21 protein-coding genes and 2 tRNA genes are annotated in these 23,621 nt (G+C 58.2%); 17 read left to right on the top strand and 6 right to left on the bottom strand.

Features of this window, described 5'->3' with window-relative positions; genetic code table 11:
- Window positions 1-8: 8 nt before the first annotated feature.
- The 6 genes from gyrB to dnaA all read right to left on the bottom strand — a co-directional run bounded on the left by gyrB (window position 9) and on the right by dnaA (window position 7,182).
- A complete protein-coding gene (gene gyrB, locus PH256_RS12565) occupies window positions 9-1,952 on the bottom strand; it encodes a DNA topoisomerase (ATP-hydrolyzing) subunit B (RefSeq protein ID WP_087184697.1) in 1,944 nt (647 codons plus the stop codon).
- A gap of 86 nt (window positions 1,953-2,038) precedes the next feature.
- A complete protein-coding gene (remB, locus tag PH256_RS12560) occupies window positions 2,039-2,305 on the bottom strand; it encodes an extracellular matrix regulator RemB (RefSeq protein WP_087181383.1) in 267 nt (88 codons plus the stop codon).
- Window positions 2,306-2,634: 329 nt separating this feature from the next.
- Window positions 2,635-3,723, bottom strand: coding sequence for a DNA replication/repair protein RecF (recF, locus tag PH256_RS12555; RefSeq protein WP_270914460.1), 1,089 nt, complete (start codon window positions 3,721-3,723; stop codon window positions 2,635-2,637).
- 4 nt (window positions 3,724-3,727) lie between these two features.
- On the bottom strand, window positions 3,728-3,943 hold the full coding sequence (locus PH256_RS12550; RefSeq protein ID WP_087181385.1) for an RNA-binding S4 domain-containing protein: 216 nt from the start codon (window positions 3,941-3,943) through the stop codon (window positions 3,728-3,730).
- A 299-nt stretch (window positions 3,944-4,242) separates the two neighbouring features.
- The gene (gene dnaN / locus PH256_RS12545) at window positions 4,243-5,349 is read right to left on the bottom strand and encodes a DNA polymerase III subunit beta (RefSeq protein ID WP_058963432.1); all 1,107 of its coding nucleotides are present in this window, start codon (window positions 5,347-5,349) and stop codon (window positions 4,243-4,245) included.
- Between the two features lie 510 nt (window positions 5,350-5,859).
- Complete coding sequence (gene dnaA / locus PH256_RS12540) at window positions 5,860-7,182, bottom strand: chromosomal replication initiator protein DnaA (protein ID WP_058963433.1); 1,323 nt, start codon at window positions 7,180-7,182, stop codon at window positions 5,860-5,862.
- 341 nt (window positions 7,183-7,523) lie between these two features.
- On the opposite strand from dnaA, the gene rpmH reads away from it, so the two are divergent.
- The 17 genes from rpmH to PH256_RS12455 all read left to right on the top strand — a co-directional run bounded on the left by rpmH (window position 7,524) and on the right by PH256_RS12455 (window position 23,379).
- Window positions 7,524-7,658, top strand: a complete 135-nt coding sequence (rpmH, locus tag PH256_RS12535) for a 50S ribosomal protein L34 (protein WP_058963434.1) — start codon at window positions 7,524-7,526, stop codon at window positions 7,656-7,658.
- A 90-nt stretch (window positions 7,659-7,748) separates the two neighbouring features.
- On the top strand, window positions 7,749-8,081 hold the full coding sequence (gene rnpA, locus PH256_RS12530) for a ribonuclease P protein component (protein WP_270914458.1): 333 nt from the start codon (window positions 7,749-7,751) through the stop codon (window positions 8,079-8,081).
- Window positions 8,078-8,332 (top strand): membrane protein insertion efficiency factor YidD, encoded by a 255-nt coding sequence (gene yidD / locus PH256_RS12525; RefSeq protein WP_087181388.1) that lies wholly within the window; start codon window positions 8,078-8,080, stop codon window positions 8,330-8,332. The genes rnpA and yidD overlap by 4 nt, the downstream gene beginning before the upstream one ends.
- 121 nt (window positions 8,333-8,453) lie before the next feature.
- Window positions 8,454-9,479 (top strand): YidC/Oxa1 family membrane protein insertase, encoded by a 1,026-nt coding sequence (locus tag PH256_RS12520; RefSeq protein WP_270914457.1) that lies wholly within the window; start codon window positions 8,454-8,456, stop codon window positions 9,477-9,479.
- Between the two features lie 3 nt (window positions 9,480-9,482).
- A complete protein-coding gene (gene jag / locus PH256_RS12515; RefSeq protein WP_270914456.1) occupies window positions 9,483-10,490 on the top strand; it encodes an RNA-binding cell elongation regulator Jag/EloR in 1,008 nt (335 codons plus the stop codon).
- Between the two features lie 210 nt (window positions 10,491-10,700).
- On the top strand, window positions 10,701-11,270 hold the full coding sequence (locus PH256_RS12510; RefSeq protein ID WP_270914455.1) for a GNAT family N-acetyltransferase: 570 nt from the start codon (window positions 10,701-10,703) through the stop codon (window positions 11,268-11,270).
- Window positions 11,271-11,409: 139 nt separating this feature from the next.
- Complete coding sequence (gene mnmE / locus PH256_RS12505; protein ID WP_270914454.1) at window positions 11,410-12,777, top strand: tRNA uridine-5-carboxymethylaminomethyl(34) synthesis GTPase MnmE; 1,368 nt, start codon at window positions 11,410-11,412, stop codon at window positions 12,775-12,777.
- A 19-nt stretch (window positions 12,778-12,796) separates the two neighbouring features.
- Window positions 12,797-14,713 (top strand): tRNA uridine-5-carboxymethylaminomethyl(34) synthesis enzyme MnmG, encoded by a 1,917-nt coding sequence (mnmG, locus tag PH256_RS12500; RefSeq protein ID WP_270914453.1) that lies wholly within the window; start codon window positions 12,797-12,799, stop codon window positions 14,711-14,713.
- A complete protein-coding gene (gene rsmG, locus PH256_RS12495; protein WP_270914452.1) occupies window positions 14,710-15,417 on the top strand; it encodes a 16S rRNA (guanine(527)-N(7))-methyltransferase RsmG in 708 nt (235 codons plus the stop codon). Before mnmG ends, rsmG begins: the two co-directional genes overlap by 4 nt.
- Before the next feature lie 294 nt (window positions 15,418-15,711).
- Window positions 15,712-16,521, top strand: a complete 810-nt coding sequence (locus tag PH256_RS12490; protein ID WP_270914451.1) for a ParB/RepB/Spo0J family partition protein — start codon at window positions 15,712-15,714, stop codon at window positions 16,519-16,521.
- A 334-nt stretch (window positions 16,522-16,855) separates the two neighbouring features.
- Window positions 16,856-17,617, top strand: coding sequence for a ParA family protein (locus tag PH256_RS12485; RefSeq protein WP_270914450.1), 762 nt, complete (start codon window positions 16,856-16,858; stop codon window positions 17,615-17,617).
- A gap of 15 nt (window positions 17,618-17,632) precedes the next feature.
- Complete coding sequence (locus PH256_RS12480; protein WP_270914449.1) at window positions 17,633-18,499, top strand: ParB/RepB/Spo0J family partition protein; 867 nt, start codon at window positions 17,633-17,635, stop codon at window positions 18,497-18,499.
- Window positions 18,500-18,517: 18 nt separating this feature from the next.
- Entirely contained in the window at window positions 18,518-19,813 is a 1,296-nt protein-coding gene (gene serS, locus PH256_RS12475) for a serine--tRNA ligase (RefSeq protein WP_087184683.1), read from the top strand.
- A gap of 164 nt (window positions 19,814-19,977) precedes the next feature.
- A tRNA-Met gene (locus tag PH256_RS12470) sits at window positions 19,978-20,054 on the top strand.
- A gap of 95 nt (window positions 20,055-20,149) precedes the next feature.
- Window positions 20,150-20,224: transfer RNA gene (locus PH256_RS12465), tRNA-Glu, on the top strand.
- Window positions 20,225-20,325: 101 nt separating this feature from the next.
- Window positions 20,326-21,171, top strand: a complete 846-nt coding sequence (locus PH256_RS12460; protein ID WP_270914448.1) for a DUF368 domain-containing protein — start codon at window positions 20,326-20,328, stop codon at window positions 21,169-21,171.
- Between the two features lie 168 nt (window positions 21,172-21,339).
- Window positions 21,340-23,379 carry a KUP/HAK/KT family potassium transporter gene (locus PH256_RS12455; protein WP_270914447.1) on the top strand — a complete coding sequence of 680 codons (2,040 nt, stop codon included), beginning with the start codon at window positions 21,340-21,342 and terminating at the stop codon, window positions 23,377-23,379.
- The last annotated feature ends 242 nt before the right edge of the window (window positions 23,380-23,621 follow it).

The following is a 23,621-nucleotide window of genomic DNA, read 5'->3' as shown; positions in this document are numbered from 1 at the left end:
CCTTTCCATTACACATCCAGATTGGCGTATTCCGCGTTCTTTTCGATGAACTGGCGGCGCGGCTCCACCTTGTCGCCCATCAGGATGGTGAAGGCCTCATCGGCCTTTTCCGCGTCCTCGATGGAGATCTGCACGATGACCCGGTTGTCCGGGTTCATGGTGGTTTCCCACAGCTGCTCGGGGTTCATCTCACCAAGGCCCTTATAGCGGTTGATCTTCACACCCTGGCCCATCTCGGCGCTCATCTGGGTCATTTCCGGCTCGTTGTAGGCATAGCGCACGTCCTTGCCCTTGGCCAGCTTAAACAGGGGAGGCTGGGCGATGTACACATAGCCGCCCTCAATCAGCGGGCGCATGAACCGGAAGAAGAAGGTGAGCATCAGGGTACAGATATGGCTGCCGTCCACGTCCGCATCGGCCATGATGAAGACCTTGTGGTAGCGCAGCTTTTCGATATCAAATTCCTCGCCGATGCCGCAGCCCAGCGCGGTGACCACGGGCATGAGCTTTTCGTTGCCGTAGACCTTGTCCAGGCGGGCCTTTTCCACGTTCAGCATCTTGCCCCACAGCGGCAGGATGGCCTGAATGTTGGAGTCACGGCCCATCTTGGCGCTGCCGCCGGCGGAATCACCCTCGACGATGAAAATTTCAGTCTTGGAGGGGTCCTTTTCCCGGCAGTCGGCCAGCTTACCGGGCATGCGGCTGGTTTCCAGCGCGCTCTTGCGGCGTACCAGGTCCCGGGCCTTGCGGGCGGCTTCCCGGGCGCGGGCTGCCTGGGTGGCCTTCTCGTAGATGGCCTTGGCCACGCCGGGGTTCTCTTCCAGGAATTCCTTCAGCTTGTCATAGACCATGCCGGAGACCAGGCTGCGCACCTCGGTGTTGCCCAGCTTTGCCTTGGTCTGACCCTCGAACTGGGCCTCGGTAAGCTTGACGCTGATGACGCAGGTCAGGCCCTCGCGCACGTCGTTGCCGGTGAGGTTGTCGTCCTTGTCCTTCAGGTAGCCCTTTTCCCGGCCGAAGTCATTGATCACGCGGGTGAGGGCATTCTTGAAGCCCTCCTCGTGGGTACCGCCGTCCGGGGTGTTCACGTTGTTGGCAAAGGACAGGATCAGCTCGTTGAAGCTGTCGTTGTACTGCATGGCCACCTCGGCGATGATGTCGTCCTTCTGGCCCTTCAGGTGGATGACCTGGGGATGCAGCACGGTGTTGTCCCGCTTTTTCTGCAGGTATTCCACGAAGCTGGCGATGCCGCCCTCGTAGTGCATGCTTTCCCGCACCACCTCGTCGCCCCGTTCGTCGGTAAAGGTGATGCGCACGCCCGCGTTCAGGAAGGCTTCCTCCCGCAGGCGGATCAGCAGAGTTTCATAGTCATAGACGGTGGTCTCGGTGAACATAACCGGGTCCGCCTTGAAGCGCACGGTGGTGCCGGTGGAGGCAGCGGGGCCCAGCTTTTTCAGCGGTGCATCGGGCACGCCACGCTGGAACCGCTGGTAGTATTCATAGCCATCCTTGCGGACGATGACCTCCAGCCACTCACTCAGGGCGTTTACCACGCTGGAGCCCACGCCATGCAGGCCGCCGGCCACCTTGTAGCCGGAGTTTTCGCCGCCGAACTTGCCGCCGGCGTGCAGCACGGTGAGAACAACGGTTACGGCGGGGATGCCCAGCTTGGGCTGGATGTCCACGGGAATGCCGCGGCCGTTATCGGTGACTTCGATCACGTCGCCCTTCTTGATGGTGACCTCGATATGATCGCAGAAGCCCGCCAGCGCCTCGTCGATGGCGTTGTCCACGATCTCGTAGACCAGATGGTGCAGGCCCTTGGGGCCGGTGGAGCCGATGTACATGCCCGGCCGTTTGCGCACCGCTTCCAGCCCTTCCAGCACCTGGATCTGGCTGCCGTCGTACTGGTCGGCGCCCTCCTGCGGCTGCTTGTTCAATTCTTCTGCCATTGTTTTGCCTCCTGTTGTTTCTGGGCGGGATTTGCCGCCCGGTGCGCGCCGTGCGCGCTCGTTCCTTATCGTCTGAAAATGCCCCGTCACACGCTGCCCAGCTGATCCAGCCGGCCGCAGCGTTTTTCCAGTGTTTTGGACGAGATGGGGCTGATAAATACCGTTTCGTCCGGGAAATCGGTGATCACAAAGCTTTTGGGAAGCTCGTCGCTCAGGGTCACCACTGCGCCCTCGGTTTCCGCGTGGCGCAGAAACGCCCGTGTATGCTTGGAGATCGAGGTGGTTTCAATATCGAAGATCCCGATGATATCCCGTGTATGGACCACATAGTCCTGCCCTAAATGCAAATACATTTTTTTACCTACCCGACTTTTTTAGCGGACCCGACCGGCGGCTTGTACCGATCCGTTTATCCTTTCGCACCCGATTTTCCTCAGCAAAGACCGCTCACGGCCTTTTGGCGGCCTTAATCGGACATTCGTTTCGATCAGCCAATTCTTTCGCGCCCGGCGTTCCTCAGCAAGGGCTGCCAGCCGTCCTGTTGGCTCGTTCTTCTGCATAGAGTCCTGCTCTTTCGAATTTGTTCCCGGCAGACTCAATGAGTCCGCAACAGATTTTTTTACTCTGCCGGGCAGGGGAGAGCAGCCGTTTTTTGCCTGACCGGATGCAAAAGGGATATGTTTTATAGCTTTTCCAGCACGCCGCCCTCCATCCGGAACAATTCGCCCTCGGTTTTATGGAACAGGCTGGAATCGCAGGCCGTCACGATGGTCTGCTTCTGGCGCATCCGGGTGAGCAGATATTCCTGCCGGGTGGCATCCAGCTCGCTGAGCACGTCGTCCAGCAGCATCACCGGATGCTCCCCGGTAATCTCCTGAGCACAGCTGGCCTCCGCCAGCTTCAGGCTCAACACAGTGCTTCGCTGCTGGCCCTGGCTGGCAAACAGCTTGGCGGGCTGGCCGTCCAGCAGCACCGTGAAATCCTCCCGGTGAGGCCCCGCCGTGGAAAAACCCGCCTTCAGATCCGCCCTTCGGCTTTCCCGCAGGGTTTCCAGCAGGCCCTTATCGCCGAAGCTGGGCTGATACACCAGCTCCAGGCCCTCGCTTGCCTGGGAAATATCCCGGTAGTTGGCGATAGCCAGCGGCCGCAGCCGCTTCATGTAGTCCATCCGCCGCAGCGTGAGCTCCTGCCCGTAGCGGGCCAGCTCCTCGTCGAACACATCCAGCATCTGGGCCGCTCCCGGCGTGCGCTCATAGTGCTTGAGCAGCGCGTTTTTCTGGGTCAGCAGTCGGGCATACCGCCGCCAGGCCGCCAGATACCCGGGATACAGCTGGCACAGCGCCGCGTCCAGAAAGCGCCGCCGCCCCTCCGGGCTGCCCTTCACCAGGCTCAGATTGCCCGGCTCGAACACCACCGCCGTGAAGCTGCCTGCCAGCGCGGATGCCCGGCCCAGGTCTACTCCGTTGCGCTTGGCTGTCCGGCCCGGACGGGGAGTATCCCGGCCGCCCACCGTCAGATAAATCTGGTTCTGCTGCCCGTCGCTGGTCTCGGTTTCGGCCTCCAGCACCGAAAAGGGTTGGTCCCGGGCGATCAGCTCCGCGTCCTTTGCGCCCCGGAAGCTTTTGCCTCCGGTAAGCAGCCACACCGCCTCCAGCAGATTGGTTTTGCCCTGGCCGTTTTTGCCGCAGATGACCGTCAGCTCCGGGCAGGGGGTAAAATCCGCCTGCCGGATGTTCCGGTAATTCTGCAGTGAAAGCTCCTTCAGCCGCATAGGATTACTGGCCGTCGGCCACGGTCACGGTGCGGCCTTCCAGAGTAACGGTGTCGCCCGGGCGCAGCTTCTTGCCCCGCATCTCGCACACCTCGCCGTTCACCAGCACCTGGCCGGCCTGGATCAGCACCTTGGCCTCGCCGCCGGTCTCCACCAGACCCGCCAGCTTGAGCAGCGAATCCAGTTTGATAAATTCCGTATGGATCAGAATTCGTTCCATCGTATCAGTTCCTTTGTGTTTTGTGGGTTTCAGTATGGTTTTTCCGTTGTTGCCTGTTGGAATGGTCCTCAGCGCCGCGCAAATCGGTCTGAAAACGGTTTTTCCGCTGTTTCCGGAAGCTAACCTTTTCCAGGGTTAAAATGCGGCAGCGGCGATTTTTGCCCAGAAAGGGGATTGAGGACCGGATCTTTTCTTCGGTCTCCAAAAGTCATATGAACCGACAATGTGCAGTTGATTCAAGACCGTTTATTTATGCATCCAAATATGCATTCACGCACAGCGATGCAACATTTGTCCAGTTAGTCGTTCTTGAAGCGGACCGGCAGCACCAGATAGATGAAGTCCTCGCCTTCCTCGGGCAGGATCTTCACCGGGCTCAGGGGGCCGCTCAGCTCCAGCACGACCTTTTCGCAGCGGGCATTGCGCAGCGCATCCAGCAGATAGCGGTTGTTAAAGCCGATCTCCACCGGATCCCCCTCCACCTGAGCGGAAAATTCGTCCACAACCTTGCCCAGATTGGTCTGGCAGCGAACGGTCACTTTGCCGGAGGCATCAAAGAGGATGCGCAGCGGATTCTTCAGCCGCTCGGTGATGATCAGGCTGGCACGTTCGATGGTATCGATGAAATCTCTGGTCTCCAGAACCACCCGGGTCTTGCAGCCGTTGGGAATCACGTTGGCATAGTTGAGGAATTCGCCCTCGATCAGCCGGGAGAGAATGGTGTAATTACCGGAATTGAAGACCACAAACCGGCGGTTGGCGGAAATGCGCACGTCATCCTCGTCATCGCCCAGCAGTTTATTGACCTCCGTGAGGGTTTTGGCTGGAATGATGATGCGGATGTGCTTTTCGGCCTGGACCGGCCGCTCCACAATGGCCAGTCGGTAACCGTCCAGCGCAACAACCGTCAGCTTGTCCTCTTCAATGGCGAACAGCTCACCGGTGTGAGCGGGTTTTTTGTCATCCTGGCTCACGGCGTAGAGGGTTTTTTCGATCATGCCCCGCAGCATACCGGCCTTGATGGTCAGGGTATGGTCCGCACCGGGGGTGGGAAGATCCGGATAATCAGAGGCGCTCATAGCGAGAATGTCAAATTCTGCCACACCGCCCTTAATGGTGGCGTTGCCGGATTCGTTGGTGTAGATGCTCACCTCGCCGCTGGGCAGCCGGCGGACCATGTCGCCCAGAAGCTTGGCAGACAGAACAATCTCACCAGCCTGGCGAACATTGGCTTCAATGGTGGTGGTGATACCCATTTCCAGATCGTAGCCGGTCAGCGTGAGCTGAAAACCTTCGGCTTTTAAGAGAATACCCTCCAGAGCGGGAATTGAGGACCGAAGTGTGACGGCTTTCGACACACCGTCAATGGCACTGGACAGAAGTGCTTTGTCACAAACAATGTTCATGCGTTTGCTCCTTTCTTGCGATGGAAAATCGTTTTTGGTCTTCAAATAGCATAGTTTCAGGTAGACGTAGTAATAGGGGGTGTGAAAACTGTGGAAAACCGGCGCGAGCCCTTTTGAAGACCGGGTTTGCGGGCTGTGGAAAGGTGAGCCCGGTTTGTTTAAAAAATGTGAATAAGCGGAAAATGAAAAGTTTTACACATGCCCTGTGAAAAAGCAATTGTTGAATGTTGAAAAGAACCGGAAAAACTTTTTGCCTGTTTTCAGGGACAAATTGAGGGAATATTGCAGTTTGTATAATTCAAGAAGTCACGAAACGTGTCGCGACGGGTATGGGAAAACCCGCGCAAAATCCATCTTTTTTGAAAAAAAGCCGGACAGAGCGCGGTTTCTATGGTATGAAAAAAAGAAAAAGAGGGGCGCTGAAAAAAGGGGAAAGGGCCAAAACAGGTACAGCCGGCAGGAGCGCCATGCTGTACCCGATCGTCCCAAGGGCGGCCCGCCCCCTGGCCTTTAGGAGCGGACGTTCTTGATGATATCCTCCACCGTTTCTTTCAGGTGGCGGTCGTTGTTCAGATTGTTCTCCATGGATTTGAGAGAGTACACGATGGTGGAGTGATCCCGGCCACCGAACTCCTTGCCGATGTCCTCCATGCTCATACCGGTGATTTCACGTACCACATAAATGGCGGTCTGCCGGGCAGAGGAGATGTTGGCAGTGCGGCGCATGCCGCGGATCTCCGCGGGGGTCACGTTGTAGGTGCGGCCTACCTCGCCGATGATCTTTTCAATGGTAACCGGAACCGGCTGGGTCTCGTTCAGAATATCCTTGATGGCATTCTGAGCCACGCCGATTACCGGCTGGATGCCCTCCAGCATGTAGTAGGCGTTCAGCTTTTTCACGGCGCCTTCCAGCTGGCGGATGTTGTTTTTCAGGTGGTTCGCGATGAACTCGGCCACATCGTCCGGCATGTCCAGGTTGAACAGCTCGGCCTTGCGGCGGATGATGGCCACTCGGGTCTCAAAGTCCGGCGGCTGAATGTCCGCGGTGAGGCCCCACTCGAACCGGGTGCGCAGACGTTCCTCCAGGCTCTTGATCTCCTTGGCAGGGCGGTCGCTGGCCAGCACGATCTGCTTGCCCGCATTGTGCAGGGTATTAAAGGTATGGAAGAACTCCTCCTGAGTGCTTTCCTTGCCGGCAATGAACTGGATATCGTCCACCAGCAGCACGTCCGCCGCCCGGTATTTCTGGCGGAAGCTCTCGGTGTTGCCCTCCCGGATGGCAGTGATGATCTCATTGGTGAACTTCTCACAGTCCACATACACAATATTAAAGTCCGGGTGGTTCTTCTTGATCTCCACCTGAATGGCGTTGAGCAGGTGCGTTTTACCAAGGCCGGACTGGCCGTAGATGAACAGCGGGTTGTAGGCCCCGGAGGGATTGGAGGCAACCGCCTGCGCCGCCGCATAGGCGAACTGGTTGGAGGGACCCTTGATGAAGTTTTCGAAGGTGAAGTCGTATTTGCCGCTGGGAGCGCTGACCGGAGCAGGCTTTTCCGGTTCCGGGGCGGGCTTTTCCGGTGCGGCTGCGGGCACAACAAGCTCCACCTCCACATCGAAGCCCAGCACCGCGGCCAGAGCTTCTTTCAGCAGAGGAGTATAGCGGTCCCGCACGATGGTGCAGATGAAATCATTGCGCACAGCCAGCACGACCTTGCCGCTGCCCTCGAAGCTCACCGCCTCCAGCCCGTCGATGTACAGGTTGTAGGTGGCGTCCACCAGGCGCTCCTTGCAATAGGCCTTCGCTGCGCTTAAAACGTCGTTAAAGGAATCCATAGGCAAAAACGCTCCATTGTTGAAAATTAGTATCTGATTGATTATAGCACAAAAAAACGACCTTTACAATGTTATTTATTATACTATAGCTATAGGGGCCGCTGTAAGGGGTCTAAAAACGTTTTTTCGCAAACGGGCAAAGGGGGCACAAAGGCCCATTGCAGCGGCGCTCACAGGGCAAAACAGCCCAAAACAAGCTGTAAAGCAAAAAACTTTGCGGAAAGTGTTGACAAAGGCGGAAATCATCCGCTATACTTTTATGATGCAAGGTCATCTGTGTACCTGCACAGAGAAAATCAATAAAATCTGCCCCATTGCGGGGCCTTTTGGAGGATATCGTCATGAAAAGAACTTTTCAGCCCAAGAAGCGTCAGCGCAGTGGTGTGCACGGCTTTCTGAAGAGAATGGCCAGCAAGAACGGCCGCAAGGTGATCGCTGCCCGTCGTGCCAAGGGCCGCGCCAAGCTGTCTGCCTAAGTGTAAAACAAAGCCCCGCTTTTTGAGCGGGCAAGCTTGCAAGGCCACTGAGTTGTTAGTGGCCTTGTTTTTCCATACGGGGGAAGATCCATGCGCTACCGGCCGATCACCCGCAACAAGGAATTTTCCCGGGCTTATGCCAGGGGAAAGGCCTTTGTGCATCCAAAACTGGTGTTGTATGTGATGAAGAATCGCCTGGGCCACACCCGGGTGGGCATTACCGCAACCAAAAAAATCGGCAACGCCGTGCACCGCAACCGGGCGCGGCGGGTTATCCGTGCCGCCTTGTACCAGACGCTGCCCTATGATGTGGGCGGGCTGGACCTGGTATTTGTGGCGCGGGGCCAGACCACCCGCTGCAAAAGCGGCGAGGTGAAGAAGGCTGCCGAACAGCTGCTGAAAAACGCGGGCCTGGTCAAATGATCGCCCGCGTTTTAGTGCTACCCATAAAGTGGTACAAGAAATACCTCTCGCCCCATCTGGGCACAAACTGCCGCTTCCTTCCCACCTGCAGCGAATACGCCATGGAGGCGTTGCTCACTCATGGTGCGGTGAAGGGAAGCATCCTGGCGGTGTGGCGTATTCTGCGCTGCAATCCGCTGTGCAAGAGCGGTTACGATCCGGTCCCGCCCAAAGGACGCTGGAAAAACGACGACCGCCGCCTGGTCCGCTGAATGCGGACAAGCTTTATCCATTGCCCCTTGTGACGCGCCCCGTTTTGCGCCGGGGATGTGTCCCACGATAAAATCTACAAAAGCCCTGGCGCGCAAACGGGGCGGATAGGAAACAAGAATTATGGGAATTTTAGGCATTCTCGGCACGCCCCTCGGCTATGTGCTGCAGTGGATCTACCAGTTTGTGGGCAACTACGGCTGGTCCATCATCCTGTTCACGGTCATCGTGCGCCTGCTGTCCTTCCCGCTGCAGATTAAGCAGCAGAAGAGCACCGCCCGCATGGCTGCGTACCAGCCGATGATCCAGGAGATCCAGAAAAAGTACGCCAAGGACAAGGAAAAGCAGAACGAAGAACTGATGCGCATGCAGCAGGAGTACGGCTATAACCCCGCCGCCGGCTGCGCGCCCATGCTGATCAACTTCCTGGTGATCTTCGGCATCATCGAGGTGGTGTACCGCCCGCTGAAGTACATCATGCACCTGCCCGCCGAGGCTCTGAATGCCGCGGCCGAGCAGCTGGGTATGGCTGCCAACAACTACATGGCCCAGAGCGAGATCATCAAGCAGGTTCAGCTGGACCCCAATGTGTTCGGCAACATCTTCACCGCCGAGCAGATCGAGGCCATGCAGAACTTCAATGTGAACTTCTTCGGCATCAACCTGATGGATAAGCCCGGCTTTGCGCTGAACACTCTGCTGATCTTCCCCATCCTGAGCATCGTCACCATGGCCATGCTGAACGTGATCACCATGAAGATGAGCGGCCAGCAGATGCAGGGCAGCATGAAGTGGATGCCCTGGATCACCAGCCTGATGTTTGTCTGGTTCGCATTCCAGGTGCCCGTAGGCTTCTCTCTGTACTACACTGTGTCTAACCTGTTCATGTTTATCCAGAGCGTAATCCTGCGCAAGATGTATGACCCCGAAAAGCTGAAGGTGGAAATCGCCGCTGAGATCGAGGCCAAGAAGCTGGAGCGCAAGGCGAAAAAGCAGGTGAACGTGGTGGAGAACGGCAAAGAAACCACCCGCTCGGTCAACGAGGCAGAACTGAACCGGCTGCGCCTGGAAATGGCCCGCAAGCAGGACGAGGAAAAATATAAAGACGAGCGGACCGTACCCCTGAGCCAGCTGAACAAGGAGGAATGAGTCATGCGTGAAGTGATCGTTACCGGGAAGACTGTGGAGGAGGCCACCGAGGCCGCCTGCGCCCAGCTGGGCCTTCCCCGTGAGGAAGTGAGCATCGAGATCCTGGAGATGCCGGTGCACCGTCTGTTCAAGAAGATTCCCGCCAAGGTGCGCGCCACCGTGCAGGAGCCCGAAGTGGAGACCCCGGCCGAGCCTGTGGCTGCGGCTCAGCCCGAGGAGAAGGCGGCTGAGGCACAGCCTGCCGCTGAGGAAAAGGTTGCTGCTGCAGAGGAAAGCAAGGATGCCGAGCCCCAGCAGGAGGAGGCCCCCGTACAGGTGGATGTGGAAAGCAACGAGAAGCTGGCCGCTGCCGTGGCTTACCTGAAGGAGATCTTTACCCTGATGGGCGCCGGCGACGTGGAGATGCACGTGGAGAAGCAGGGCGAGGCCCACATCGTAAAGGTGGAAGGTGAGGACGTTGGCGTTCTGATCGGCCATCGTGGCGAGACCATGGAGAGCCTGTCCTACCTGGCCGGCCTGGCGGCGAACCGCCTGGGCGGCGACTACCTGAAGTTAGGTCTGGATGTGGCCGGCTACCGGGGCAAGCGGGAGAAGGATCTGGAGGCCCTGGCCCGCCGCATGGGCGCGAAGGTGGCCAAGACCGGCCGCAGCTACGCCATGGACCCCATGAACCCCTACGAGCGGCGCATCATCCACAGCACCATCAGCACCATGGAGGGTCTGCGCAGTGAGTCCAAGGGTGAGGGTGCGGATCGCCGCGTGGTGATCTACTCCACCGACCCCAACGCCCAGAATCGCAGCCGCAGCCGTGGCCAGCGTGGCGGCCGCGGTCAGCGCGGCGGCCGTGACCGTAAGAGCGGCGGCTTTAAGGGCGAGCGGCGCAGCAGCGTTCCCGGCCGTGAGTTTGCCGGTGCTCAGCGCAGCGAGGGTGCGGCGCCTGTGGCGCCCAAGCGCACCCAGGTGATCGACGACGCCGAAGGCTTTGCTCTGTACGGCAAGATCGAGCTGTAAGAGACGCATATACATAACATGTACCGCGGCATGCGGCCTCCCGGTGGGGCTGTGTGCCGCGGTTTTTTCTTTCTATACTCAATTACGATTTGTAATATATTTTTGAATATTACAAAAATAACGGGTCCTTTACGGCCCCGTTGCGCTTTTTTGTGGAGCATGATAGGATAGGAGTACAAAACTGTTTCCAAACAGGAAAGGAAGGATATCATGCGTTTGGAGCGAATGACCGGTTGGCAGGACCCCCGATTTGAGGCGCTGTGGGAGCTGTATGAGGCAAGCTTCCCCGCCTACGAAAACCGGACTCTGCCCGATCAGAAACGCGCCATGGAGGATGAGCGCTACCATGTGGACCTGATTTATGAGGAAGACCAGTGGCAGGGCTTTGTGATGTACTGGCAGGCACCTGGCTATTTTTATGTGGAGCATTTTGCGGTGTTTCCCTGCGGCCGGGGCAAGGGCTACGGCTCCAAGGTGCTGACTGCTCTGAAGGAAAAAGGTCAGCCGGTGCTGCTGGAGATTGACCCGCCGGAGGAGGAGATTTCTATCCGCCGCAAGGGCTTTTATGAGCGAAACGGCTTTTGCGCAAATCCCTATGACTACCAGCACATTCCCTACAAAAAGGACGATGTGCCCCACCCGCTGGTGGTGATGACCTGGCCGGAGCCCATCAGCGAGGAGGTCTATCAGGGCTTTCGCCGCTTTATGCGGGATGTGGTGATGGAGTACAGCGAAGCAAAAGAAAATAACAATTGGAAGAATATTTTAAAATTCAACTGATTGGATAATTGATAAAGGCCGCCCGATGAGTGAAAAACGTCGGGCGGCCTTTGCTCTGCGCCCGGCCTGCCTTGCCCTGGCCGGGGCCGGTGTGCTACAATAAAATGAACTATGCTGTTTTGAGAATGGGGGAGTGAAGATGGAGTCGACCATCGTGGCGCTGGCAACGCCGCCCGGTGCGGGTGGTATTGCGGTGGTGCGTCTGTCCGGCCCGGAAAGTTACCGGATCACCGAAGAGGTGTTCCGGCCGATAAATCCGAACAAAAAGGTGAGCGAGGCAAAAGGCTATACCGCTCTGTTTGGTCATTTCATCGCCCGGGGCGAAACGCTGGACGAAGGCGTGGCCCTCTTCTTCCGGGCTCCCCGCAGCTATACCGGCGAGGACGTGGTAGAGTTGAGCTGCCACGGGGGCATGGTGATTGCCCAGGAGCTGATCACCGCCTGCATTGCGGCGGGCGCGGCCCCGGCCGGACCGGGTGAGTACACCAAGCGGGCCTTCCTGAACGGGCGGATGAGCCTGACCCAGGCCGAAGCGGTGATGGATCTGATCGGCGCGGCGGGCCGCCAGGGCGCGGCGCTGGCCGAGAGTGCATTGAATGGCGCACTGGCCCGGCAGATCGAGGGATACAAAAGCCAGCTGGTGGCACTGGCCGGGCATCTGGCCGCCTGGGTGGATTTCCCCGAAGAGGATGTGCCCGAGCTGGAAGAGGATACCCTGCGCGGTACACTGGATGAGGTGTGCGCCGGTGTACGGGGATTGATCGGCAGCTACGGCGGCGGCGCGGTGCTGCGTCAGGGTGTAGATGCAGCGATCGTGGGCAGCCCCAATGTGGGCAAAAGCACTCTGATGAATCTGCTGGCCGGATTCGACCGGGCTATTGTGACACCCATCGCCGGAACCACCCGGGATGTGGTGGAGCAGGCGGTGATGCTGGGCGGTGTGCGGGTCAACCTGTTTGATACCGCGGGCCTTCGGGAGACCGGCGATGTGGTGGAGGCCGAGGGCATCCGCCGCAGCCGCCGAAAGCTGGAGGAGGCCGGTCTGGTGCTGGCGGTATTTGACGGCTCCACTCCGGCCACCGAAGAGGACAAGGAGTTGGCGCAGCTGTGCGCCGGGCGGCCGGCCATTGCGCTGGTGAACAAGAACGATCTGGAGCAGCGCTTTGACGAGAGCATCCTGGAGGGGAAATTTTTCCGGGTGCTGCGCATTGCGGCGGGCCAGGGCGGCGGAATGCCGGAGCTGGAGCAGGCGGTGCGGGAGCTGCTGGGAGTGGCCAATCTGGACCCCGGCGCGCCCTGCCTGGTGAGTCAGCGGCAGCTGGCCGCGGCGGTGTCTGCCCGGGACGCGCTGCAGGAGGGAATCCAGGCGCTGGACGGCGCCTTCGGACTGGACGCGGTGAGTGTTTGCGTGGACGATGCCCTGGCGGCGCTCTGCCGTCTGACCGGTGAGGATGCCAGCGAGAGCGTGATCGAGGAAGTGTTCTCCAAGTTCTGTGTGGGCAAGTAAAGGAAGGAAACGACAAAGCATGAACCATTTGGGAGATTATCAGGTGATCGTGGTGGGCGCGGGCCACGCGGGCATTGAAGCGGCCCACGCGGCGGCGGCCCTGGGCGCAAAGACCGCCCTGTTCACCCTCAGCCTGGACGGCATCGGCAACATGCCCTGCAACCCCAGCATTGGAGGCACCGCCAAGGGCCATCTGGTGCGGGAGGTGGATGCACTGGGCGGCGTGATGGGTCTGGCGGCGGATGCCACCACCCTGCAGAGCCGGATGCTCAACCGAGGCAAGGGCCCCGCGGTGCATTCTCTGCGGGCTCAGATTGACCGGCGGGCGTACCATGACTTCACCAAGCATTTTCTGGAAAAGACCGATAATTTGGACATTAAACAGGGCGAGATCGTGGATCTGGCCCTGGAAAATGGCCGGGTCACCGGCGTATATACCCGCCTGAACGGCTTTTATGGGGCCCAGGCGGTGGTGCTCTGCACCGGTACCAATCTGGGCGGACGCATTTTTGTGGGGGACGCCAGCGTGGAGAGCGGTCCGGACGGCCAGCAGGCGGCCAACCTGCTGAGTGAGCGGCTGCGTCAGGCGGGGCTGCCCCTGCGCCGGTTCAAAACCGGTACCCCCGCCCGGGTGCACCGGCGGAGCATTGATTTCTCGGTGCTGGAGCCCCAGCCCGGCGAGGAGCCGCCGGAGCCCTTCAGCTTTCTGACCCCGGAGGGCGGGATCAAAAATCAGGTGGACTGCCACATCGCCTACACCAACCCGGAGACCCATCGAATCATTCTGGACAACCTGCACCGCTCGCCCCTGTACGGGGGGATGATCGAGGGCGTCGGCCCCCGATACTGCCCCAGCATCGAGGATAAGGTGGTGCGTTTTTCTGATAAAGAACGCCATCAGATCTTTGTGGAGCCCTGCGGGCTGGACACCGAGGAGATGTATCTGCAGGGAATGAGCAGCAGTCTGCCGGAGGATGTGCAGAACGCCATGTACCGAACCATCAAGGGCTTTGAGAACATCGAAATCCTGCGGCCTGCCTATGCCATCGAGTATGACTGCATTGACCCCACCGCCCTTCAGCTGACCCTGGAGACCCGGGCGGTGAAGGGACTGTATGGTGCAGGCCAGTTCAACGGAACCTCCGGCTATGAAGAGGCGGCGGCCCAGGGTCTGCTGGCGGGCATGAACGCCGGTCTGGCGGTGCTGGGGAAAGAGCAGGTAATCCTGCCCCGGCATTCCTCCTACCTGGGAACCCTGGTGGATGATCTGGTGACCAAGGGCGTAATGGACCCCTATCGAATGATGACCAGCCGCAGTGAATACCGGCTGACCCTGCGGCAGGACAATGCCGACGAGCGGCTGACTCCCATCGGACGTCAGGCCGGTCTGGTGGATGATGCCCGCTGGCAGGCCTTTGAGCAGGCCATGGAGGTGAAGGCACGGGAGACCAGGCGTCTGGAACAGACCAGCGTGAAGGCGTCGGAGCTGAACCGGGTGATGGAGGAAAAGGGAATGGCCCCGGTGGAGAAGGGCGGCCCGGCGGCGGAGCTGCTGCGCCGGCCGGAGCTGGACTATGCCATTCTGGCCCAGGTAATCGGCTGGGGCGAGGGTGTGGACCGGCGGATGGCGGCCCGCATCACTACCGAGATTAAATATGCAGGCTACATTGCCCGGCAGCAGCGGACCATCAAGGACGTGAAGCGGCTGGAGAATACACCTATTCCGGAGGATTTTGACTACGCGCCGCTGAATGGCCTGCGGCTGGAGGCCCGGGAAAAGCTGGCTCGTATTCGGCCGGTGAGCCTGGCCCAGGCGGGACGCATCCCTGGCGTGAGCCCGGCGGATATGGCAGTGCTCAGCGTGGCGGTGGAAGCCGCCAACCGGGCCCGCAGAACAAACAGCAGCGAAGCCGAGAACAAGGAGGCGAAGGAATGATCGATACACAGCGTTTGCAGGAAAAATGCGCCCGGCAGGGCATTGAGCTGACCGGCGTTCAGCTGGACCAGCTGAACCACTATGCCCGCCTGCTGGTGGAATACAACCAGAAGGTGAACCTGACGGCCATCACCGACCCGGAGGGCATCGAGGACAAGCACTTTCTGGACAGCCTGCTTTTTGCCAGTCAGCCGGAGGTGGCAGGCAAAATGATCGATGTGGGCTGCGGCGCGGGCTTTCCCGGCCTTGTGACCAAGATCTACAAGCCGGAGCTGGAGCTCACCCTGATGGAGCCCACCGGCAAGCGGGTGGAGTTTTTGAAATACGTCTGCGCTGAGCTGGGCCTGACCGGTGTGGAGTTTGCCAAGGAGCGGGCAGAAGAAGCGGCCCGCAAGCAGTGGCGGGAGACCGCCGATGTGGTGAGCGCCCGGGCAGTGGCAGCGCTGCAGATTCTGGCAGAATACTGCCTGCCCCTCACCAAGGTGGGCGGTGTGTTCATTGCCATGAAGGGTTCGGGTGCTGAGCAGGAGCTGGCCAGCGCTAAGGGTGCGATTGCCAAGCTGGGCGGAAAGTTCCGGGAGACCCGGTCCTTCCAGCTGCCCGGCGGCGATGCCCGCAGCCTGGTGGTGTGCGAAAAAATATCGCAAACTCCGACCGCTTACCCCAGAAACGGCGGAAAGATTGCAAAATCCCCGCTGAAATAAGCAGAAAAGGAAAGAAATCCGGAGAAACCTGTAAATGGAAATTTCTGGATTACACAGCGCGCCTGTGGTATACTTTTGCTGGAAGCAAGAGGTGCCGCACGGCGCGCTTTTGTTTTTGAAGGATAAGGGATCATTTCTGCGGCCCGGCTTTTGGATTACATAATGATACAACAGGGCAAAAAGCCGCCTTGCAAGCGGCGGCGATGTTTTCCGGGCTGTTGGGCGGGGTGCTGCCCCAAGGCTCCCGCCTGCTGGGGGCCGCAGAATTTTCCGCAACAAAAAGGAGGTACCGGAATGCTGCCGCGCAAAGCCAAGGTGAAGGGAAAGGTATTCGCCATTCCCACAGAACTGATCGACCCGTCGCCCTATCAGGCACGCAGACACTTTGACGAAAAGGAGATTGCACAGCTGGCGGTGAGCATTCTGGAGAATGGCCTGCTGCAGCCGGTTTCGGTTCGCCGCTGCGGCGAGCGGTATCAACTGGTGGCAGGGGAGAGAAGGCTTCGGGCCTGCAAGCTGGCCCAGCTGAAGGAGATCCCGGCCATTCTGTGTGATTATCAGGATCAGGCCACCGCCGCGCTGGGCCTTTTGGAAAATATGCAGCGCCAGGACCTGGACCCCTTTGAACAAGCCAAGGGGATACAGGATGTGATCGCATTGTGGGGATGCACCCAGGAGGAGGCGGCCAAGCGGTTGGGTATGGCGCAGCCCACCCTGAACAATAAGCTACGGCTGCTTCAGCTCAATGATCAGGAGCAGACCTTCTGCCGGGATAACCATCTGACCGAGCGGCATGCCCGGGCGGTGCTTCGGCTGGAGGAGGCTCAGCGGCTTGCAGCACTGGAGGTCTTTGCCAGGCAGGGGATGAACGCCCGCCAGGCGGATGAGTATGTGCAGAGGCTGGTACAGCGAGCCCCGAGAAAGAAAGCCGTTCCCATGGTGCGGGATGTACGGATTTTTGTGAACACCATCAACAAGGCGGTGCGTCTGATGGTGGATGCGGGCGTGAAGGCTTCCACCCGGCGGGTGGAGGGGGAGGGCTTTGTGGAGTATACAGTGCGCATCCCTACCGAGCCAGGCCAGCAGGCCCGCCGCATCGGGTGAATTGTTCCACGTGGAACAATTTTAAAAATACTTGCTCCCCGCTCCGACTTCGGAGATTGGGTTCAGCGATATAGGGAAAAAGAATATAGGGCGCAAAGAGGAATGTTCCACGTGGAACATTCCTCTTTGCGTTTGTGAGGAGCAGCCGGAGAAATTCCTCAAAATGTTCCACGTGGAACATTTTGAAGCCGAAAAGCGAGAGAAAAGCATGAAATCTAAGGAAAATCCAGTGATATGGGTGTAATCACGCGGGAATCTATGCTATAATAACACCGATGCCTGCCGCGAACAGCCGTTTCGCGGATGCAGATCTGATGAATTGGAGGCACGAGCGGTGGGAAAAGTAATCGCAGTTGCAAACCAGAAAGGCGGCGTGGGCAAAAGCACCACCGCAGTGAACCTGGCGTCCTGTGTGGCGGCAGAGGGAAAACGGGTGCTGATCGTGGACCTGGACCCCCAGGGCAACACTACCAGCGGATACGGAATTTCCAAGCGGAGTGTGGAAACCAGTGTGTACGACCTGATCATCGGTGAGGCCCAGGCCCAACAGGCCATTGTGCCCACTGAGTTCATGGTAGATGTGATTCCATCCAATATTCAGTTATCCGGTGCAGTGATCGAGCTGGTAAACCTGGAACGGCGGGAAAGCCGTCTGCGCCAGGCGCTGGCCCCGGTGGCAGGAAATTATGACTACATCTTCATTGATTGCCCGCCCAGCCTGGACCTGCTGACCCTGAATGGCCTGTGCGCCAGTGATTCGGTGCTCATTCCCATTCAGTGCGAATACTACGCGCTGGAAGGCCTTTCCGAGCTGATGAGCACACTGAAGACGGTTCGCAAGATGTACAACCGGTATCTGGAGATTGAGGGCGTGGTGTTCACCATGTATACAGGGCGTTTGAATCTGACCCTGCAGGTGGTGGATCAGGTGAAGAAATTCTTCGGTGATAAGGTCTACAAGACCACTGTGCCCCGGAATGTGCGCCTTTCTGAGGCGCCCAGCTACGGGCAGCCCATCAATTACTACGACCCGGCCAGCAAGGGCTGCGAAGCCTATCGGGCCATGGCGAAGGAATTGCTGAGCAACAATCATTAAAAAGGAGGGCGGCAAATGGCACAAAAAAAAGGCGGCCTTGGCCGCGGGCTGGAAAGTCTGTTTGAGGAAACGGCCCGGGATGTGGGCCGGGAGGTGAGCACCCTCCCTCTGCGGGACATTGAACCGGACAAGGGACAGCCCCGCAAGGACTTCTCCGAAGAGCCCTTGTCAGAACTGGCAGCCAGCATCACCGAGCACGGTGTGCTGCAGCCCATTACGGTACGCCCCTGCAACAGTGGCGGCTATAAGATCATCGCGGGTGAGCGCCGCTGGCGGGCTGCCCGGCTAGCAGGTCTGTCTGAAATTCCGGTGATCATCAAGGATGTGACCGAGAGCGAAGCCATGGAGATGGCGCTCATTGAAAACCTGCAGCGCGAGGATCTAGACCCGGTGGAGGAAGCCTTCGGCTACAAGCAGCTGATGGAGCGCTGCGGGCTGACCCAGGAGCAGGCCGCCAAGCGGCTGGGCAAGAGCCGCAGCTCGGTGGCCAACAGCCTGCGGCTGCTGAATCTGCCCCAGCGGGCGCTGGAATGGCTGCAGACAGGGCATCTGACCACCGGTCACGCCAAGGTGATTCTGGGCCTGGAAAGCGAAGAGCTGCAGGAGCAGGCAGCCCAGATGGTGGTGGAAAACGACCTGAATGTGCGCCAGACCGAAGCACTCTGTAAAAAGCTGTCAAAACCGGAAAAACCTCCGGTCAGCCAGCCTGTGCGTCCCGCTCTGCCAGATGAGGTGGAGCTGGCCCTCCGCGAGGTGCTGGGCAATGAGGTCAAGGTGGCTTACAAAAACGGACGGGGCAGCCTGACCGTTCATTTTTACTCGGACGAGCAACTTACCGCCTTTGCCAATCTGCTGGGTGGTTATCAAAAGGAAACAATCTGAAAAAGGGGATAGAAACTTATGCTGGACTTGCGTTTTGTACGGGAAAACCCGGAGCTGGTCAAGGAAAACATCAAAAAGAAATTCCAGGATTCCAAGCTGCCTTTGGTGGATGAGGTCATTGCGCTGGATACCGAGAACCGCAACACTGTGACCGAGGCGAACAACCTGCGCAGCGAGCGCAACAAGCTCTCCAAGCAGATCGGCGCTCTGATGGGCCAGAAGAAGTTTGAGGAGGCCGAGGCCGTCAAGGCTCAGGTGGCTGCTCAGGCAGACCGTCTGAAGGAGCTGGAGGCCAAGGAGACTGAGCTGGAGGAGAAGATCCGCAACATTATGCTGGTCATCCCCAACATGATCGATCCCAGCGTGCCCATCGGCCCGGACGACAGTCACAACGTGGAGGTGGAGCGTTTCGGCGAGCCTGTGGTGCCGGATTTTGAGGTCCCCTACCACACCGAGATCATGGAGAGCTTCGACGGCATCGATCTGGACAGCGCCCGCCGCGTGGCCGGCAACGGCTTCTATTACCTGCTGGGCGACATTGCCCGCCTGCATGAGGCAGTGCTGGCTTATGCCCGCGACTTCATGATCGACAAGGGCTTCACCTACGTGATTCCTCCCTTCATGATGCACGGCAGCGTGGTGCAGGGCGTTATGAGCTTCCCCGAGATGGACGCCATGATGTACAAGATCGAGGGTGAGGACCTGTACCTGATCGGCACCAGCGAGCACACCATGATCGGCCGCTTTGTGGATCAGCTGATTCCTGAGTCCAAGCTGCCCCAGACCCTGACCAGCTACAGCCCCTGCTTCCGTAAAGAGAAGGGTGCTCACGGCCTGGAGGAACGCGGCGTTTACCGCATCCATCAGTTCGAAAAGCAGGAGATGATCGTGGTCTGCAAGCCCGAGGAGAGCATGGAGTGGTACGACAAGATGTGGCACAACAGCGTAGAGCTGTTCCGCAGCCTGGACATCCCCGTGCGCCAGCTGGAGTGCTGCTCCGGTGACCTGGCTGACTTGAAGGTCAAGAGCTGTGATATCGAGGCCTGGAGCCCCCGCCAGAAGAAGTACTTCGAGGTGTGCAGCTGCTCCAACCTGGGCGACGCCCAGAGCCGCCGCCTGAAGATCCGTGTGAAGGGTGAGGACGGCCGCAACTACCTGCCTCACACCCTGAACAATACCTGCGTAGCGCCTCCGCGCATGCTGATCGCCTTCCTGGAGAACAATCTGCAGGCAGACGGCACCGTGAAGATTCCCGAGGTCCTGCGCCCCTACATGGGCGGCAAGGAGCTGCTGGTTCCCAAGCACGGCAAGTAATTAGCAAAGCAGAGAAGAGCCTCCGGCATAAAGGGCGGAGGCTCTTTTTTATATATGGTAAAAAATGGAAGAAAGTTTTTGAAAAAAAGATGAAAAAACTGTTGACAAGTCAATCTCTGTTTAATATAATATAAAAGCGCCCTACATACGGCGCAATTGAATATGGCGGTATAGCTCAGTTGGCTAGAGCATTCGGTTCATACCCGAAGTGTCACCGGTTCGAATCCAGTTACCGCTACCATCAAATACAAGGTTTAGCTAGAATACTTGGGGGTTACCCGCAATAGTGGGTGATGAAGTATGCTTGCTGTTTTAGCTAAACTTTGTATTTTATAAGGCCCATTGGTCAAGCGGTCAAGACATCGCCCTTTCACGGCGGTAACCCGGGTTCGATTCCCGGATGGGTCACCAGAAGCCCGGATCTGTTGTTGCAGCAGGTCCGGTTTTTTTTCTTACAGTATCAGATTAAGAAAATTAGAAATTTACTCAATAAAAACAAGGAGAATAACCATATGGAAAAACAGCAAAGGATGTCGCCTGCAATGGCGCTGCTGCGCGTGCTGCAGGGGGCGCTCATTGGATTGGGTGCGGTGTTGCCCGGAATTTCCGGCGGCGTGCTGTGTGTGATCTTTGGAATTTACCGCCCGGTGATGGAGCTGTTGTCTGACCCGAGAAAGAACTGCAAGACCCATCTGCCCAAACTGGCTCCGGTGTTTCTGGGAATGGCTGTGGGCTTTCTGGGGGTGGCCAACCTGCTGGCCTTCTTTTTGGATCGATATCCCAATCAGTCGGTCTGCCTGTTCGTGGGCCTGATCGGCGGAATGCTGCCTTCGTTGCTGAAGCAGGCGGGTGAGCAGGGAAGGACGAAGGCTTCCTGGGCCGCGCTGGTCGGGGCGTTTGCCCTGGTGCTGGGCCTGCTGGTGGCACTGGAGGTGTTTTCCGTCCAGGTAACGCCCTCGCTGGGCTGGTATCTGTTCTGCGGCTTCTGCCTGGCGCTCAGCGTGATTGCGCCGGGAATGAGCTTTTCCACCCTGCTGATGCCCCTGGGCCTTTATACGCCCTTTGTAGAAGGTCTGGGATGGCTTCGGCCCTCGGTTCTGGTGCCGGGAATTGCCGGTGCGGTGATTACGGTTGTGCTGCTGGCGAAGGCGGTGGACCGGCTGTTTGAACAGCACTACTCTGTGGCCTTCCATGCGATTGTGGGTGTGGTGACGGCAGCCACTCTGGTGATTGTTCCCTTCAAAGATATGGCGTCCTCGCCCGGGGCGCTGGCCAGCGATGTTGTCTGCCTTGTGGTGGGCATTGTGCTGGCAGTGGCACTGGACCGGTTCAATGCTCGATTTCCTAAGGAAGGATGAATACATTCAAAAATCCACAAAAGTAATACTTTTGCGGCAAATCAGAAAAAACCTGTTGACAAGGCAGGAAAAAGCGAGTAAACAGGAAGAACAAGTAAAACGAGCGCCCCGGCTGGACCCATTCAGCCGGGGCCGAACCGTATCAGAACAGAGGAGAGTCAAAGCGATATGACGGCAGCAGAAAAACGACCGGCAATTCCTATCAGTCCGGCAGCGGCACTGGTGGCCATTGGCGTGGTGTATGGTGATATTGGCACATCGCCCATGTATGTGATGAAATCCATTGTGGCAGGCAACGGCGGCCTGAACAGCGTGGACCCGCAGCTGATTTTGGGGTCCCTTTCGCTGGTGATCTGGACGCTGACATTGCTGACCACGGTGAAATATGTGCTGGTTGCCATGCAGGCGGACAACCATGGTGAGGGCGGTATCTTTTCCCTTTACAGCATCGTGCGCCGCAGCCGCAAGCATCTGGTGGTGCTGGCGATGGTAGGCGGCGCCGCCCTTTTGGCCGACGGTGTGCTTACTCCGGCGGTTACGGTGACCACGGCGGTGGAAGGTCTGCGCAGCATCCCGGCGCTGGAGCTGCTACTGGGGCCAGGGCAGGGAAGAATTATTCAGATCACTCTGGTGATTCTGGCGGTGCTGTTTTTGATCCAGCGGGCCGGGACAAGCTCCATTGGCAAGGCGTTCGGCCCCATCATGACCATCTGGTTTTTGTTTCTGGCCGGGATGGGCCTGTACCACATGGCGGGGGATTGGACAGTGCTGCAGGCATTGAACCCCATGCTGGCATTGCGGGTGCTGGTAAGCCCCTACAACAAGATGGGCTTCTTTATCCTGGGCAGCGTGTTTCTGGCCACCACCGGTGCTGAGGCGCTGTATTCCGATATGGGCCATGTGGGCAAGGGCAACATCTACATCAGCTGGCCTTTTGTGAAGGTCTGCCTGATTCTGAATTATCTGGGGCAGGGGGCCTGGCTCATCGCTCACCGGCAGGATGAGGAGCTGGGCCGGATGCAGGATATGAATCCCTTCTTTGAGATGGTGCCCTCCCATCTGCGGCTGCTGGCAGTTCTGCTGGGCACTCTGGCAGCGATCATTGCATCCCAGGCATTGATCACCGGTGCATTTACCATGGTGTCAGAGGCCTGTAAGCTGGATCTGATGCCTCATATGCAGATCATCTATCCTTCCCGCACCATGGGGCAATTGTACATCCCCTTGGTCAACACCTGCCTCTGGGTGGGGTGCTCCCTGTTGGTGCTTTATTTCCGCTCCAGCCGGCGGATGGAGGCGGCCTATGGCCTGGCCATCACGGTGACCATGCTGATGACCACCATGCTGCTGTTTGTATTCCTGCGGGACAAAAAGCACCGGGGGCCCATTGCATGGGGGGTCCTTGCACTGTTCGGTGGACTGGAGCTGATGTTCCTGCTTTCCAGCCTGACCAAGTTTGTGGAGGGCGGATACGTGGCCGTAGCGCTGGCTGCGGTACTTCTGTTCATTATGTATATCTGGCATCGGGGAACCCAGGTGGAGGATACGCAGGCAATCTATCTGAATGTGGATACGTATAAAGATGTATTGGGCCAGCTGCGCGCGGATGAGAGCGTGCCCTGGTTTACCGATAATCTGATCTATCTGACCAAGAGCCGGTACCACAATTTTGTGGAACGGGATATCCTGTATTCCATTCTGGAGAAAGGACCCAAGCGGGCAAAGGCCTACTGGTTTGTGAGCATCCATGTGGAGGATGTGCCCTATAAGCGGGAGTATGAGGTGGAGAACTTCGGCACCGACTATATCTTCCGGGTAAAGCTGAATCTGGGCTTTAAGGAAAACCAGCGCATCAATGTATACCTGCGTCAGATCGTGCAGGAGCTGATGGAAAGCGGAGAGGTACCACTGCAGAAGCAGAGGTATGCAGTGGAGGAGCCGGGCAATGTGGGCGGCTTCAAGTTCTGTATTATCCGTAAGCGGGTGGTGCCGGAAAGCGATCTGCCTGCTTCGGACCAGGGCATTCTGACAGTGAAGTATGCAATCCGGCATGTGGCCGGTTCGCCGGCCCGCTGGTATGGGCTGGAGAACTCGGTGCTCGCGGTGGAATATCTGCCTTTGTTTGTGCGAATGAAGGAAAGTACGCCCATTCGAAGAAAAGCGGGTTGGGGCAGGAAAGAAGACACTGCCCTGGCGGGACAGATGTAAAAGGAAAGAGACGGGGATTTTCCCCGTCTCTTTCCTTTATATATAGGGAGGGCAGGGAGGCTGTTTGGGAAAAAGAAAAAACATGGAATAAATTTCGAAAAAGATGTTGACATGTGTTCCATGGTGTGGTATTATAATCAAGCTGTCGCGAGAGACAGCGAGCCGCTGAAAAGCTAATAAAAATATTTCAAAAAAGTGCTTGACAACGAGGACTTGATGAGATATAATAAACAAGCTGTCCC

Origin of the sequence: Allofournierella sp. CML151, assembly GCF_027853465.1 — a bacterium.
In the GTDB taxonomy this organism is placed as follows: domain Bacteria; phylum Bacillota; class Clostridia; order Oscillospirales; family Ruminococcaceae; genus Allofournierella.
Note: the sequence above shows the minus strand (reverse complement) of the source record. Positions and strands in the feature narration are given on the sequence as shown.